This is a genomic window from Ruegeria sp. CG8 (genome assembly GCF_056537165.1).
In genome coordinates this window covers 209,720-223,759 of the sequence record NZ_JBQFRA010000005.1, presented here as the reverse complement: position 1 = coordinate 223,759, position 14,040 = coordinate 209,720, and the positions used below count along the sequence as shown (strand labels likewise).

The window sequence follows — 14,040 nt, the reverse complement described above, 5'->3', positions numbered from 1 at the left end:
TGGCAGTTTTTTGTCGTGCCGTCTTTTCTGTTCCCGGCCATGGTTGTAGGGTCCAGCGCATGAAGTGGAACCTGCCGAATATTCTGACTTTGCTGCGCCTACTGGCCGCGCCCGGCCTGGCGGTGATGTTTCTGTATTTCACGCGGCCCTATGCCGATTGGTTCGCGCTGATCCTGTTTCTGTCGGCGGCCATAACCGATTGGTTCGACGGCTATCTGGCGCGCGCTTGGAAGCAGGAAACCAAGATGGGTGCGATGCTGGACCCGATCGCCGACAAGGCGATGGTGGTGATCGCACTGATGATCCTGGTCGGCTATTCGACCGAGCACTGGACGCCCTGGCTGGTGCTACCCGCCACCGTGATCCTGTTCCGCGAGGTCTTCGTCTCGGGCCTGCGCGAGTATCTGGGCGATGTGGCTGGAACGCTCAAGGTCACCAAGCTGGCCAAATGGAAGACGACCGCGCAGATGGTGGCGATCGCCGTGCTGTTTTCGCAGGGCATATTCGAGCACTATTTCGTCATGTCCACCTTCGGCATGGATGCCGCGCTGATCGACCAGATCCTGTCGGGCCAGGTCGAGGACATCTCGGGCCTGCAATGGAAGCTGGATGGCATGTTCTGGTCGGGCCGCATCGGCTTGTGGCTGCTGTGGATTGCGGCGACGCTGACATTGATCACCGGCTACGACTACCTACGTAAAGCTATGCCCCATCTGAAGGAGGGCTGACGCATGGATGTCCTGTATTTCGCCTGGGTCCGCGAGCGGATCGGCGTGCCGAAGGAAAAGGTCGAAACCACTGCGGCCACGGTCTCCGATCTGGTGGCGGAACTCAGCGCCCGCGAAGACCGCTATGCCGCGGCCTTTGCCGACATCTCCGCCCTGCGGGTCGCGCTGGATCAGGAGCTGTCGGATTTCGACGCGCCCCTGGCCGACGTCCGCGAAGTGGCCTTTTTCCCGCCCATGACCGGCGGATAAGGCAATGCGGATCTCCGTCCAGCAAGAGCCGTTCGATCTGGGGGCCGAGGCCAATGCCTTTGCCGCAGGTGACACGGCCAATGGCGCCATCGTCACCTTTACCGGTGTCGTGCGAGATCTGGCGCAGACCGATCTGGCCTGCATGGAGATCGAGCATTATCCCGGCATGACCGAACGCGCCATCGCCAAGATCGCCGAGGAAGCCAAGAGCCGGTGGTCGCTGGGTGACGTGCTGGTGATCCATCGCCATGGGCGGCTGGCCCCAGGTGACCGGATCATGATGGTCGCAACGGCAGCCCCGCACCGCAAAGATGCGTTCGAGGCCGCTGAATACCTGATGGATTACCTGAAATCCCGCGCCCCGTTCTGGAAGAAGGAAATCACAGGTTTGGGCGCGGAGTGGGTTGCCGCCAAGGACGAGGACGAGGACGCGCTGTCGCGCTGGTAGGCGCTCAGTCGGCGTTGTTGATCCGGCCGCGCAATTCCTCGGCTTCTTGGCGGGCGGCGCGCAGCCCGTCCATAGCCGCGGCCAGCTCGGCCTCGGTTTGGGTCAGCTGGTTGGTCAGCTCGGCCTCGCGCTGCTGCAGATAGGTGATCGCCTGATCACGGGTTTCCTCGGCCTCGTGCAGCTCCTGGCTCATGCGGTCCAGATCGGCCACGTCGGATTGGCGCACGCGCGACAGGCGGTGCACAAGCCAGTTGGCGAACCAGCCCATGCAGAAGGCGGCGAACAGGATGACGGCGGTGGCGATGATGAATTCGGTTCTGTTCAACTTACTGGTCCCCTGCATCCGTTTCGGATGCTTCTTCTTCTGTTGGCGCAGGTTCGGTTGCGCTTGTCTGGGTCTCCAATGCTTCCAGACCGGTTTCCTGATTGGCGACCGGCTCGGGCCGGATCAGGCGAAATTCGATGCGCCGGTTTTTCTCGCGCCCGTCTTCGGTGTCATTGTCTGCAATGGGCTGCGTCTCACCATATCCTGCGGCCGAGTAGCTTTTGGTCGGCACCCGGCGAGCGCGCAATTCGTTAAGGATGGACTGGGCGCGTGACTGGCTCAGCTGCTGGTTCATCTCTTCACGGCCCTGGCTGTCGGTATGACCCTGGATTTCAATCCGGATCGGTCCGCATTCGCGCAGGATCTCGGCAATCTGGTTCAGACTGTCGCGGGACTCTGATGAAACCGTAGCCGACCCGGGCTCGAACGTGATCTTGCGGGTTTCCTGAACCTCGGCGATGCGACTTTCGCACTGCTCTGGGTCTGGCAGCGCGTCTTCGGGTTCGGGCGGGGGCTGATAGGTGATCGACAGGTCAAAGTCCTGCGCATCGCCCAGCTTGTCGGACAGCAGGCCCGCGATCTGTGCCTTGGCGTCTTCATCATGGCTGACGCCTGTCAACTCGACCTTGTCAGGCGTTACGGTCAGCACGCCGTTGTTCAGCCAGGACAGGGATTCCAGCCCCGCCAGAACGCGCACGGGCCAGTCCTGCGGCATCTGGTCGACCACGCGGGCGGCACTGTGAACCTGATCGAATCCGAAGGCAGCCCGGGCGTAGCTGTCGATCATGTCGCGCTGCAAATCGTCGCCCAAACGGCCGCGCAGTTGTACCAGACCTTCCGGGCTGCGTGTGGCGGTGAATTCCACAGGTCCGGCCTGTTCGTTGTTTTCGGGTTCAGGCAGAACCGCGTGCAGGGCGAACACTTCGGGCAGGGCGTTTTCCAACTCGCCCACGACCTTGTCGAAGGTGGCCGGGCTGGTGTTCGGTTCAGCAATCAGCGTGATGTCGGCATCCGACATCGTGACCGATCCTTGCCCGATCTCGGACAGAGCCCGGATACTCAGTTCAGCGGCCTGTGCCCATCGGGGCGATGGCACACCCAGGCCGATCGTGCAGGTATAGGGCCCTGACAGCCCGGCATCCTGCGCGGCCGCTACAATGGTGTCACGCGCCTTTTCATCCTGTGCCGAACATGCGTCGAACTGGCCGCCTTCCTCCGAAATCAGGTAGCGCAGGGTGAACGGAGTGATCACCGGGCGCGGTGCCGAAATCGCCAGACCGATGCGCAAGCTGGGCGGCGCGGCGCGTGTCAGCTCTTGTTCCAGCCGTTCTTTTTCCTGCTGGCTGTCAGCGATGGCAGTGATCTTGACCAGGTCGGGGCTGGCGGAAACCTTGGCTCGCGGCAGCTTGGACAGGGCAAGGATGGCATAGGATATCGCGTCGTCCCAGCCTTTGGGTTTCTTGTAGTCTGCGGTCTCAAGCAGGTCCGACACCCGCGCCTGCGGGTCTAGCTTCTGCAGCCGGGCCATCAGTGCGTTGCGATCCACGCTGGCCGGAACCAACCCGATCACGGAAATGCCGCTGTCGTTCCGGAGAATTTCGGCCGAGAATTTGGGCGGAGTCAGGTCAGCCGTCGGGGCAATGTCCATCTCGTCGATCACCCGAGAAGTGTCGACCTGTGTACCGGCCGCGGTCAGCGCGTTGAATCGGGTGGCCTCGTCCGGGGCAGTACCGGTCAGCACAACGCGCAGCCCATCCGCCTGCACTTCGGCCCACTCGTGGCCCTGCATGCTCAGTGCATTTCGAACGGCAGTTTCCGAGGTTTCTTCGATCTTGGTCACCGCGAATCCGGCGGCCAGCAGACAGACCCCCGCCGACACGACAAAGATCAGGGCTGATGTCAGGAAATACGGCAAGCGCATGAGCGGTTTCTTATCTCCTCGGGCCATTGGGCGGGACTCTTACAGGCACCGGTACCGAGGTGCAATCAGAGGAGCAATGCGACGCAAAGGAAGATGAGCGGAATAAGGCCGGTGTCCCGATTGGCGCGAAACAGCTGCAGCAGTTTCGCGTTGTCTTCGATGTCCAGCCCGCGCAGTTGCCACGCCATGTGCCACCCCATTGCCCAAGGTCCACCGATGGCCACGACCAGCGCCAGCACGCTGGAATTGGGCAGCGCGGCCTCGACGATGGCCAGCCCCATCAGCGCCACGGTCGCCACAAGAAAATACTTCAGCCATTTCGCGGTGTCGGTCCCGAACAGGCGCGCGGTGGACTTGATGCCGATCAGCTCGTCATCCTCGGCGTCCTGGTGGGCATAGATCGTGTCGTAGAACAGCGTCCAGGCGATGCCGGACAGGTACAGCAGGATCGCGGGCCATTCGACCGTGCCGCGATGCGCCGCCCAGGCCAGCAGGGCGCCCCAGTTGAAGGCCAGCCCCAGAAACACCTGCGGCCACCAGGTGAAGCGCTTGGCATAGGGATAGATCGTCACCGGCAGCAGCGACAGGACGCCCATCGCGATGGCCGCCTGGTTGAAGGTCAGCAGGATCGCCAGCGCCAGAAGGCACTGGAGGCCCATCCAGATCACCGCCTGCCGCACGCTGACCTGCCCCGAGGGGATGGGCCGCGAGCGCGTACGGGCGACCTGCGCGTCGAACTTGCGGTCGGTGATGTCGTTCCAGGTGCAGCCCGCGCCGCGCATCAGAAAGGCCCCGGCCGCGCACCCCACGGCAATCCACAGATCGCCCCACCGCGGCTCACCGTCATGCAGGATCGCCAGCGCCAGGCCCCACCAGCACGGAATCAGCAGCAGCCACGTCCCGATCGGCCGGTCCGCGCGCGACAGCCGCAGATAGGGGCGGGCAAAGGCCGGGGCGCGGGTATCGACCCAGTTGCCGGTAACGGCGTCGGCGACCTGACCGTCTGGTGTTGGGGCATTGCCTTGCATATGTAGGGTCTCATGAGTGCGAAGATCAGGCTGTATGTAGATCACCCTTTGGGTGCGGGGCAATCGGTTCCTTTGACGCGCGAGCAGGCCCATTACCTGTTCGGCGTGATGCGTCTGGCCGTGGGCGGGCAGGTGGCCCTGTTCAACGGCCGCGATGGCGAGTGGCTGGCGCAGGTGGCCGAGGCGGGCAAGCGGGGCGGTACTCTGAGCTGTCTTGAACAGACCCGGCCACTGCAACTGCCGCCGGACCTTTGGCTGCTGTTTGCCCCGATCAAGAAGGCCCGGACCGATTTCATCGTCGAAAAGGCGGCCGAGATGGGGGCCGCCAAGATCATGCCGGTGCAGACTGCTTTCACCAATTCCGAACGCATCCGCCAGGACCGGCTGCAGGCCCATGCGGTCGAGGCGGCCGAGCAATGCGGCGGCACTTTCGTGCCCGAGGTCTGCGACCTGCAGCGGCTGGACAAGCTGTTGGACAACTGGCCCGACGGCCGCCAACTGATGTTCTGCGACGAGGCCGAGGCCGGGTCGGCCCTGCGCCTCGCCGCACAGGACAAGGGCCGACCGTGGGCCATCCTTATCGGCCCCGAGGGCGGGTTCTCCGATGCCGAACGCCAGCGGTTGAAGGATCTGCCGTTCACGCATGTGGTCAGCCTGGGGCCGCGCATCTTGCGGGCAGACACGGCGGCGGTGGCCGCGATGACCCTGTGGCAGCAGGCGCTAGGGGACTGGTCCTGATGTGGCGGCTGGCGCAGCAACAGGACATTCCGGCGATCGAACGGTTTCTTCTGGACCATGTGCAAAGCTCGATGTTCGCGCTGGCCAACCTGCGAGAGTTTGGCCTGAACGTACCCGCGCCGCGCGCGATGAGCATGTGGATGCTGGGCGACCCGCTGCGCGGCGTGTTCGGCATCACCAACGAAGGCATGATCCTGCCGCAGTGCCCGGATCTGCCCGAGGCCGGCCTGTCCGAGGCAGCGGACCTGATCCGGGGCCGCACGGTCATTGGGTTGGCGGGCGAGGCCACGCAAGCCCGCCGGTTTCTGCGACAGGCCGGATGGCAGGACCGCGCCGCCCGTCTGGACCGGGATGAGCCCTCTTTTGCGCTGGACTTGCGCGACCTGATCGTTCCACCAACGGAAAACGCAAGGCTGGTGCCTCTGTCTGACGGCGACCGCAGCCTGCTGATCCGCTGGCGCGAGGCCTATCACCTGGAATCTTTGGGCACCGACCCGGGCATGGCCCGCGCGGCTGCGCAGAAGGACATCGACGGATATATTCAGCGCGACTCGCACCGGCTGCTGATGGTCGACGACCAGCCCGTCAGCATGACGGGCTTCAATGCCACGTTGCCCGAGATCGTCCAGATCGGCGGCGTGTTTACGCCGCCCGCGCTGCGCGGGCGAGGCTATGCCCGCACCGCCGTCGCCCTGCATCTGACCGAGGCGCGGGCCGCCGGAGTGCGCAGGGCCGTTCTGTTCGCGGCTTCAAACGCCGCCGTAAGTGCTTATGTTGCGATTGGGTTTGCCCCTGCCGGGACCTTTTCACTGGTCCTGTTCAGCGATCAGATGGAGGCCGCGTCATGAGTTTCATCCGACCCGAAGCCAAACTGGCCCTGTGGCGCTGGCGCGAGGTGCTGGCCGCCGGGTTCGTTCTGATCCTTGGTCTCAGCTGGATCGGCGGTCCGGGCGGGTTGCTGGGCTGGCTGGGCTGGGTGCTTGTGCTGGTCTCGGTTGCGCTGGCCGTGATCGGCATACAGCGCGCGCGGTTCCGGATGGGCGCGGGCGGGCCGGGCGTGGTGTCGGTGGATGAAGGGCAGATCGCCTATCTGGGGCCGCTGGAAGGTGGCATCGTCGCCACCCGCGAAATCGAGAGCCTGACTCTGGACCCTACCGCCAGCCCCGCGCATTGGGTGCTGCAGCAGCCCGGCCAGCCGCCGCTTCACATTCCCGTGAATGCCGAGGGTGCCGAGGCGCTGTTCGACGTGTTCTCGGCCCTGCCGGGGCTGCGGACCGAGCGGATGCTGTCGGAACTCAAGGGCGGGGCGTCGCATCCGGTGGTCATCTGGGAACGCCATCCCTCGCGCCCGGCACACATCCGGTTGAACTGACGGTGCATTGACACCGGGGGAGATTGCGACCACCACTGACCCCCACGACTCGACACTTCAGGATCGGAGCACGGTTCATGTCCATTCCTCAGTCCGGCGGCGGGCCGATCGAACGCCACGAACAACTGGCCGAATACCTGGCCGATGGCTGCAAACCCAAAAGCGAATGGCGCATCGGGACCGAGCACGAGAAATTCGGCTATTGCAAGGACACGCTGAAGCCGCTGCCCTATGAAGGCGAACGCTCGATCCTGGCGGTACTGCAGGGGCTGCGCGACGGGCATGGCTGGACCCCCGTGGAAGAGGCGGGCAAGCTGATCGGGCTGGAAAAGGACGGGGCCAACGTCTCACTGGAACCGGGCGGGCAGCTGGAGCTGTCAGGCGCGCCACTGGAGACCATCCACGAGACCTGCGACGAGGTGAACGCGCATCTGCGCGACGTGAAGGACATTGCCGACAAGATCGGCGTAGGCTTCATCGGGCTGGGCGCCGCGCCGATCTGGAAGCACGAGGACATGCCGCTGATGCCCAAGGGCCGGTATGTCCTGATGAACGACTACATGGAAAAGGTCGGCGACATGGGCCGCGCCATGATGCGCCGGACCTGCACGGTGCAGGTCAACATTGATTTCGGGTCCGAGGCGGACATGGTGCAGAAGCTGCGCGTGGCGCTGGCCCTGCAACCGGTGGCGACCGCGCTGTTTGCCAACTCGCCCTTCTTCGAGGGCAAGCCCAATGGCCACAAAAGCTGGCGCAGCTACATCTGGCGGCATCTGGATGACGCGCGCACCGGCATGCTGCCCTTCGTGTTCGAGGACGGCTTCGGGTTCGAGCGCTACGTGGAATATGCCTTGGATGTGCCGATGTACTTCGTCTATCGCGACGGCAAATATATCGATGCGCTGGGCATGTCGTTCCGCGATTTTCTGCAGGGCAAGCTGCCCGCGCTGCCGGGCGAGACGCCGACGCTTTCGGATTGGGCCGATCACCTGACCACCGCTTTCCCCGAGGCGCGGATCAAGAAATTCATGGAAATGCGCGGGGCCGACGGCGGCCCGTGGCGCCGTCTGTGCGCGCTGCCCGCCTTCTGGGTGGGGCTGACCTATGACCAGTCCGCGCTGGATGCCGCATGGGATCTGGTCAAAGGCTGGGACGCCGAAACCCGCGAGGGGCTGCGCGTCGCCGCGGCCCGGGACGGGCTGCAGGCGCAGGTCGGCGGCATCAACATGCACGATCTGGCGCGCGAGGTGGTGGCCATCGCCGATTCCGGCCTGAAGGCGCGGGCGCGGCCGGGTGCGGGTGGTCTCGTCCCGGACGAGACGCATTTCCTGAACGCGCTTAAGGAAAGCATCCAGTCCGGCAAGGTGCCGGCCGATGAACTGCTCGAGCATTATCACGGCGACTGGCAGGGCGATCTGACGCGGATCTACCCCGAATACAGCTACTGACCGCGACCTGTTGCAATTAGGGGCCTGTTAGCCACATTCCCGGATCGCGCCTTGTTCGGCGGCGGCGTTTGCGCGATACATTCGGGTCAGGTTTTCCGGTCGTGGTGCTTTCATGGCGCGTATCAGTGAGTTGCATTATTCCAATGCCTATGCCGCGAATTCGGGCGTGTCCGAATTCCTGGAGGTGTCCCTTCGCCCCGGCGAAGACCCGGCGGATTTCACCGTGTCCTTCTATCAGGCGAACGGGCAGGTCGGGATCGAGATCCCACTCAACGATCCCTCCGTTCAGGTCACCGTCGACCCCGACAACAACGAGATCGTCTATGTCATCTCGGCCGATGATTTCCCGATCTTCCTGACCGATCCGGATGGCGGCGGCCCAACCAATTACGAAGCCTATGCGCTGACCAACACCGCCACGGGTGAGGTGATAGATTTCTACGACATCGGTGGCGGCACGCAGAACATCGTCGCGGTCGATGGGCTGGCGGCCGGGGAAACCTCGGTCAACCTGCCGGTGCTGGTCGGGCCGAACCAGACCACGACGACCTTGCAGTTCAACCAGCCCGATCCCGACACGCTGACCTATGGCCCCTTGTCGCCCGGGGATACCGGGGCCGCCTGTTTTACAGCAGGTACCTTGGTGGATACCCCCGAGGGGCCGCGCCGGATCGAGACGCTGCAGCCCGGCGACACTGTCCTGACCGTCGATGACGGCCCCTGCCGAGTGCGCTGGATCGGCCGCCGCACGGTGCGCGGCGTGGGTCGTTTCGCGCCGGTGCGCATCCGCGCGGGTGTTCTGGGCGCCAAGACAGACATTCTGGTCTCGCCCCAGCACCGCATTCTGGTCGGCGGCTGGCAAGCCCAGCTTCTGTTCGGCGAGGATGAGGTTCTGGTTCCTGCCAAATCTCTGGTCAACGGCGACACCGTCACCGTGCAGCCCTGCGACATCGTCCGCTATGTCCATCTGTTCTTCGACCGGCACCAGCTGGTCACCACTTCGGGTCTTGTGTCCGAGAGCTTCTTTCCGGGGCAGGAGGCGCTCTCGGGGCTGGAGCAGGAGGCCGCGCGCGAACTGTTTGCGCTGTTCCCCGAACTGCAGACCCATCCGCAGGGCTATGGCCCCACGATCCGCCCGGTCCGGTGTGATCGACAGGCAGCGGTTCTGCGCGCGACCTGATCGCGCGGCCCGGCCCTCTTGCTTTCGCGCGCTGCTGTGATAGCAGGACAGCAACAGAATTCAGGGGACCGTCATGGACGATCTTAAGGCAAAATACCTGGGTCAGATCGCTGACGCAGGCGACGAAAGCACGCTGGAAGCGATCCGCGTGGCCGCGGTGGGCAAAAAGGGCGAAGTGGCGCTGAAGATGCGCGAACTGGGCAAGATGACGCCCGAGGAACGCCAGGTCGCCGGCCCCGCGCTGAACGCGCTGAAGGACGAGATCAATTCGGCGCTGGCCGCCAAGAAGGCCGCATTGGCCGATGCCGCGCTGGACGAACGTCTGCGGACCGAGTGGCTGGACGTGACCCTGCCCGCGCGCCCGCGCCGCCAAGGCTCGATCCACCCGGTCAGCCAGGCGACCGAGGAACTGACCGCGATCTTTGCCGAACTGGGCTTTTCCGTCGCCGAAGGTCCGCGGATCGAGACAGATTGGTACAATTTCGACGCGCTGAACATCCCCGGCCACCACCCCGCGCGGGCCGAGATGGACACGTTCTACATGCACCGCGCGCCGGGCGACAATCGCCCGCCGCATGTGCTGCGCACCCATACATCGCCGGTTCAGATCCGCTCGATGGAGAAGCAGGGCGCGCCGATCCGCGTGATCTGCCCGGGCGGTGTCTATCGCGCCGACTATGACCAGACCCACACGCCGATGTTCCACCAGGTCGAAGGGCTGGCCATCGACAAGGACATCTCGATGGCGAACCTGAAATGGGTTCTGGAAGAATTCGTCAAGGCGTTCTTCGAGGTCGACGACGTCGAACTGCGCTTCCGCGCCTCGCATTTCCCGTTCACCGAACCTTCGGCCGAGGTCGATATCCGCTGTTCCTGGGAAGGCGGTCAGCTAAAGATCGGCGAGGGCGACGACTGGATGGAGATTCTGGGCAGCGGCATGGTCCACCCCAAGGTGATCGCCGCCGGCGGGATCGACCCCGAGGTCTATCAGGGCTTTGCCTTCGGCATCGGCATCGACCGCCTGGCGATGCTGAAATACGGCATCCCGGATCTGCGGGCGTTCTTTGATTCCGACCTGCGCTGGCTGCGCCACTACGGGTTTACGGCGCTGGATATGCCGAACCTGCATGGTGGTTTGTCGCGATGAAATAGCGTGGGGCTTGCCCTGCTGCCCAAGAGAATTCGGCGGGCTGGCCCGCCTTACCGGACAGGAAAACAGAAATGAAATTCACCCTCTCCTGGCTGAAAGACCACCTGGACACCGACGCCTCGGTTGATGAGATCGCCGAGGCGCTGACCGATCTCGGGCTCGAGGTCGAAGAGGTCATCAACCCGGCCGACAAGCTCAAGGATTTTACCCTTGGCTATGTGAAACATGCCGAGAAACACCCCGATGCAGACAAGCTGCGCGTCTGCAAAGTGGACACCGACGAGGGCGAGTTGCAGATCATCTGCGGCGCCCCCAACGCGCGCGAGGGCATCACCGTCGTGGTCTGCAAGCCGGGCATGTATATCCCCGGTCTGGATCTGACGATCAGCGTTGGCAAGATCCGCGGCGTCGAAAGCTTTGGCATGATGGCGTCCGAGCGCGAGCTGGAACTGTCGGACGAACATGACGGCATCATCGAGCTGCCCTCGGGCGAGGTGGGCCAGCGGTTCGTCGACTGGCTGGCCGAGAACGACCCCGCCAAGATCGACCCGGTGATCGAGATCGCCATCACCCCCAATCGCCCCGATGCGCTGGGCGTTGCGGGCATCGCGCGCGATCTGGCGGCGCGGGGTCTGGGCAAGTTGAAGCAGCGCGACTATGCCCCGGTGCCGGGGGATTTCGAAAGCCCGATCAAGGTGACGATCGACGACGACACGCTGGATGGCTGCCCGCATTTCACCGGTCGCTTGATCCGCGGCGTCAAGAACGGCCCCAGCCCGCAATGGCTGCAGGATCAGCTGAAGGCGATCGGTCTGCGTCCGATTTCGGCCTTGGTGGATATCACCAACTACATGACGTTCGACAGCAACCGCCCGCTGCACGTCTTTGACGCCGACAAGGTCAAGGGCAACCTGCGGGTGCACCGCGCCAAGGGCGGCGAGAAACTGGTGGCGCTGGACGAAAAGGAATACACTCTCCAGCCCGGGATGATGGTGATTTCCGACGACAACGGCCCGGAATCCATCGCCGGCATCATGGGCGGGCAAGAGACCGGCTGTACCGAGGACACGGTGAACGTGTTTTTGGAAAGCGCCTTCTGGGATCATGTCCAGATCGCGCTGGCGGGGCGCGCGCTCAAGATCAACTCGGACGCGCGGTACCGGTTCGAACGCGGAGTCGATCCGGCATACACGCTGGAAGGGCTGGAGCACGCGACCCAGATGATCCTGGATATCTGCGGCGGCGAGGTTTCGAAGGTTGTCGAGGCCGGCAAGGCGCCGGACCATTCGCGCGCCTATCGGCTGGATGCGGCGCGGGTGCAGTCGCTGGTGGGCATGGACATCCCCGAAAGCGAGCAGCGCCAGACCCTGACCCGGCTGGGCTTCCGGCTGGAAGGCGACATGGCCCATGTGCCCAGCTGGCGCCCCGACATCCAGGGCGAGGCCGATCTGGTCGAGGAGGTCGCCCGCATCGCATCGCTGACCAAGCTGCAGGGCAAGCCGCTGCCGCGTGTCACGGATGGTATACCCAAGCCGGTCATGACTCCGGCCCAGCGGCGTCAGTCGATGGCGCGGCGCACCTGCGCGGCGCTGGGGTACAGTGAATGCGTCAGCTATACTTTCATCGATCAGGCTTCGGCCGCGCTGTTCGGTGGCGGCGATGACGCGACGATGCTGGAAAACCCGATCTCGTCCGAGATGAGCCACATGCGCCCCGACCTGCTGCCCGGCCTGCTGCAGGCCGCGGCCCGCAACCAGGCGCGCGGCTTTGCCGATCTGGCCCTGTTCGAGGTCGGCCCGGTCTTTCATGACGGGGAACCCGGCGAGCAACGCACCCAGATCGCAGGCCTTCTGGTCGGGCGGACCGGACCCAAGGATGTGCATGGCGCCGCCCGCACGGTCGATTTGTTCGACGCCAAGGCCGATGACGAGGCTGTGCTGGCCGCCATCGGGGCCCCGGCCAAGGTGCAGATCCTGCGCGACGGCGACGCCTGGTGGCATCCGGGCCGTCACGGCAAGATCTGCCTTGGCCCCAAAAAGGTGCTGGGCGTGTTCGGTGAACTGCATCCGCGCGTGCTGCAGCAGTTGGACATCAAGGGCCCGGCCGTGGCCTTCACCATCTGGCCGGACGAGGTGCCGCTGCCGCGCAAATCCGGCACCACCCGCTCGGCGCTGGAACTGCGCGACCTGCAGGCGGTCGAGCGTGACTTTGCCTTTGTCGTCGATGCCGATGTCGAGGCGCTGACGCTGGTGAATGCCGCCGCCGGAGCCGACAAGGCGCTGATCGAAGAGGTGCGCGTATTCGACGAATTCATCGGCGGCAGCCTGGGTGAGGGCAAGAAATCTCTGGCCATCACCGTGCGTCTGCAGCCGACCGACAGCACGCTGAAGGAAAAAGACATCGAGGCGGTGGCGGAAAAGATCATCGCCAAGGTCACCAAGGCAACCGGCGGCGTTCTGCGCGGTTGAAGCGGCTCTAACCCGAAGAGACACGCGCGCCGATGGTGCGCGTGTTTCATTTTGCGAAGAACTCTGCCAGCAGGTCAAAGACTAGCCGAATGCGCCGGCTGGTATGCAGCTCGCGGTGGGTGGTCAGCCAGATCGGGAACCGCAGCGGCTCCATGTCGGGAAGGACGCGCTCCATACCCGGTGTGGCATCGCCAACCGGCTCGGACATGGGCGCGATGCCAAAGCCCTGCCGGGCAAATTCCCACGAGACGATGCCGTTCTGCGACCCCAGGCGGAAGTTTTCTTCGGTCAGATGCAGGCCTATCGGTTCGAAATAGGCGATCATCTGCGCGGTGTCGCCGAAACTGATGAACTCGTGCCGGGATAGCTCCGACAGGGACTTGGGGCGCCCAGCCCGGTTCAGGTAGGCGGTGGCGGCATAGAAATGCCCGTCGGCCTCCTGCACCAGTTTTGCGATCAGGTCGGGCTGGTCGGGGCGGACATGTCGGATGGCGATATCCGCCTCGCGCCGCATCAGATCGCGAATGTCGTTCGCGGCGATCACGTCGATCCGCAGTTTCGGAGCTTGCGCGCGAATCTCGCGAAGCAGATCCGGCAGGATATAGGCCGACATCACGTCGCTTGCGGTGATCCGCACCTGCCCTTCGATCGACTGCGCCTGACCGGACGCGGCCAGCGCAATGCGATCTGCGGCGGCGCCCATGGTCCGGGTGTGCTCCAACAGCTCGATCCCGGCGGTGGTGATCTGAAGTGATCGGCCGACCCGTTCGAACAGCATCACGCCCAGGTCGAATTCAAGCGCGGCGATCTGGCGGCTGAGGGTCGGTTGCGTCTGGTCCAATCGCCGTGCCGCCGCCGAAAGCGAGCCGGTCTCGGCCGTGGCCAGAAAGGCGCGGATATGGTTCCAGTCGAATTTGCGCGGATCATCCATGCATGAATGTATAAGGATTCTGCGTACTTCGGCAATTCACCTTTGAAACGCGTA

General features: G+C 64.3%; 14 protein-coding genes. 10 read left to right on the top strand and 4 right to left on the bottom strand.

Annotation, left to right across the window (positions count from 1 at the left end; all coding sequences use genetic code 11):
• The first annotated feature begins 59 nt into the window (after positions 1-59).
• From pgsA to ACR0EF_RS16010, 3 genes are read left to right on the top strand one after another with little or no spacing between them, the layout of a single operon-like run.
• On the top strand, positions 60-728 hold the full coding sequence (gene pgsA / locus ACR0EF_RS16020; protein WP_170342342.1) for a CDP-diacylglycerol--glycerol-3-phosphate 3-phosphatidyltransferase: 669 nt from the start codon (positions 60-62) through the stop codon (positions 726-728).
• Positions 729-731: 3 nt separating this feature from the next.
• Entirely contained in the window at positions 732-977 is a 246-nt protein-coding gene (gene moaD / locus ACR0EF_RS16015; RefSeq protein WP_170373119.1) for a molybdopterin converting factor subunit 1, read from the top strand.
• A 4-nt stretch (positions 978-981) separates the two neighbouring features.
• The gene (locus ACR0EF_RS16010) at positions 982-1,425 is read left to right on the top strand and encodes a molybdenum cofactor biosynthesis protein MoaE (protein WP_170373118.1); all 444 of its coding nucleotides are present in this window, start codon (positions 982-984) and stop codon (positions 1,423-1,425) included.
• 4 nt (positions 1,426-1,429) lie between these two features.
• On the opposite strand, the gene ACR0EF_RS16005 is transcribed toward ACR0EF_RS16010, so the two are convergent.
• From ACR0EF_RS16005 to ubiA, 3 genes are all read right to left on the bottom strand, one after another.
• Positions 1,430-1,750, bottom strand: a complete 321-nt coding sequence (locus tag ACR0EF_RS16005) for a hypothetical protein (RefSeq protein ID WP_093963571.1) — start codon at positions 1,748-1,750, stop codon at positions 1,430-1,432.
• 1 nt (position 1,751) lies between these two features.
• On the bottom strand, positions 1,752-3,671 hold the full coding sequence (locus ACR0EF_RS16000; RefSeq protein ID WP_170373117.1) for an OmpA family protein: 1,920 nt from the start codon (positions 3,669-3,671) through the stop codon (positions 1,752-1,754).
• Between the two features lie 65 nt (positions 3,672-3,736).
• Positions 3,737-4,699, bottom strand: coding sequence for a 4-hydroxybenzoate octaprenyltransferase (gene ubiA, locus ACR0EF_RS15995; protein WP_170372361.1), 963 nt, complete (start codon positions 4,697-4,699; stop codon positions 3,737-3,739).
• Positions 4,700-4,711: 12 nt separating this feature from the next.
• On the opposite strand from ubiA, the gene ACR0EF_RS15990 reads away from it, so the two are divergent.
• The 7 genes from ACR0EF_RS15990 to pheT all read left to right on the top strand — a co-directional run bounded on the left by ACR0EF_RS15990 (position 4,712) and on the right by pheT (position 13,055).
• Positions 4,712-5,437 carry a 16S rRNA (uracil(1498)-N(3))-methyltransferase gene (locus ACR0EF_RS15990; protein WP_170343052.1) on the top strand — a complete coding sequence of 242 codons (726 nt, stop codon included), beginning with the start codon at positions 4,712-4,714 and terminating at the stop codon, positions 5,435-5,437.
• A complete protein-coding gene (locus tag ACR0EF_RS15985; protein ID WP_170373116.1) occupies positions 5,437-6,285 on the top strand; it encodes a GNAT family N-acetyltransferase in 849 nt (282 codons plus the stop codon). Before ACR0EF_RS15990 ends, ACR0EF_RS15985 begins: the two co-directional genes overlap by 1 nt.
• Positions 6,282-6,809, top strand: a complete 528-nt coding sequence (locus tag ACR0EF_RS15980) for a hypothetical protein (RefSeq protein ID WP_170373115.1) — start codon at positions 6,282-6,284, stop codon at positions 6,807-6,809. The genes ACR0EF_RS15985 and ACR0EF_RS15980 overlap by 4 nt, the downstream gene beginning before the upstream one ends.
• A 77-nt stretch (positions 6,810-6,886) precedes the next feature.
• Positions 6,887-8,257 (top strand): glutamate--cysteine ligase, encoded by a 1,371-nt coding sequence (locus ACR0EF_RS15975; protein ID WP_170343046.1) that lies wholly within the window; start codon positions 6,887-6,889, stop codon positions 8,255-8,257.
• 112 nt (positions 8,258-8,369) lie between these two features.
• Positions 8,370-9,437: a Hint domain-containing protein gene (locus ACR0EF_RS15970; protein WP_170373114.1), complete on the top strand. Its 1,068-nt coding sequence runs from the start codon at positions 8,370-8,372 to the stop codon at positions 9,435-9,437.
• Positions 9,438-9,510: 73 nt separating this feature from the next.
• Positions 9,511-10,584 carry a phenylalanine--tRNA ligase subunit alpha gene (gene pheS / locus ACR0EF_RS15965; protein WP_170372354.1) on the top strand — a complete coding sequence of 358 codons (1,074 nt, stop codon included), beginning with the start codon at positions 9,511-9,513 and terminating at the stop codon, positions 10,582-10,584.
• A 74-nt stretch (positions 10,585-10,658) separates the two neighbouring features.
• Complete coding sequence (gene pheT, locus ACR0EF_RS15960) at positions 10,659-13,055, top strand: phenylalanine--tRNA ligase subunit beta (RefSeq protein WP_170373113.1); 2,397 nt, start codon at positions 10,659-10,661, stop codon at positions 13,053-13,055.
• Between the two features lie 46 nt (positions 13,056-13,101).
• Here the strand turns inward: pheT and ACR0EF_RS15955 are convergent, their stop codons facing one another.
• Entirely contained in the window at positions 13,102-13,986 is an 885-nt protein-coding gene (locus ACR0EF_RS15955) for a LysR family transcriptional regulator (RefSeq protein ID WP_170372350.1), read from the bottom strand.
• Positions 13,987-14,040: the final 54 nt, after the last annotated feature.